We start from the raw sequence: 481 nt of genomic DNA, 5'->3' as shown, positions 1-481 counted from the left end.
ACCTATGACGTTCTGATTCGTAGTCAGACCCTCTATCCAGCTGAGGTAACGCCGCGACTTGTTGATTATTATGCACAGGGACTGAATAATGGTCAAGCAATTTTTCGAAAAAAGTTATTGAATTTGATTTTTACTCATTTAGACCACTTGATGCGATCTTCGACGCATCGCGATATAAGAAAAGCTCCCGTTGCCGGGAGCTTTAAAATCAATTGGTGCGACGTATAGGATTCCGCGCATCCGCTGCGCGGATCCGCACCGGCTTCGCCCGCCTGTCGGCGGACTCGCCCGCTCGCTAAAAACGCTCCGCGTTTTCTTGACGCTCGCGCCTCGAACGAGGTTCGAATCTCCGCAATGCCCCCGTAAAGGAAAAGCCCCCGTTGCCGGAGGCTTAAAACTCAATTGGTGCGGCGTATAGGATTCGAACCTATGACGTTCTGATTCGTAGTCAGACCCTCTATCCAGCTGAGGTAACGCCGCA

1 protein-coding gene and 1 tRNA gene are annotated in these 481 nt (G+C 51.1%); one reads left to right on the top strand and one right to left on the bottom strand.

Going from position 1 to position 481, the window contains the following annotated elements; all coding sequences use genetic code 11:
• Positions 1–228 (top strand): hypothetical protein (locus tag KSY82_RS10230; protein ID WP_217751130.1); only part of this gene is annotated, 228 nt, incomplete at its 5' end.
• A gap of 175 nt (positions 229–403) precedes the next feature.
• Here KSY82_RS10230 and KSY82_RS10225 read toward each other — a convergent pair.
• Positions 404–480 (bottom strand) — tRNA-Arg (locus KSY82_RS10225).
• Position 481 lies beyond the last annotated feature (1 nt).

Origin of the sequence: Collinsella aerofaciens (genome assembly GCF_019131995.1) — a bacterium.
Lineage (GTDB): Bacteria > Actinomycetota > Coriobacteriia > Coriobacteriales > Coriobacteriaceae > Collinsella > Collinsella aerofaciens_S.
Note: the sequence above shows the minus strand (reverse complement) of the source record. Positions and strands in the feature narration are given on the sequence as shown.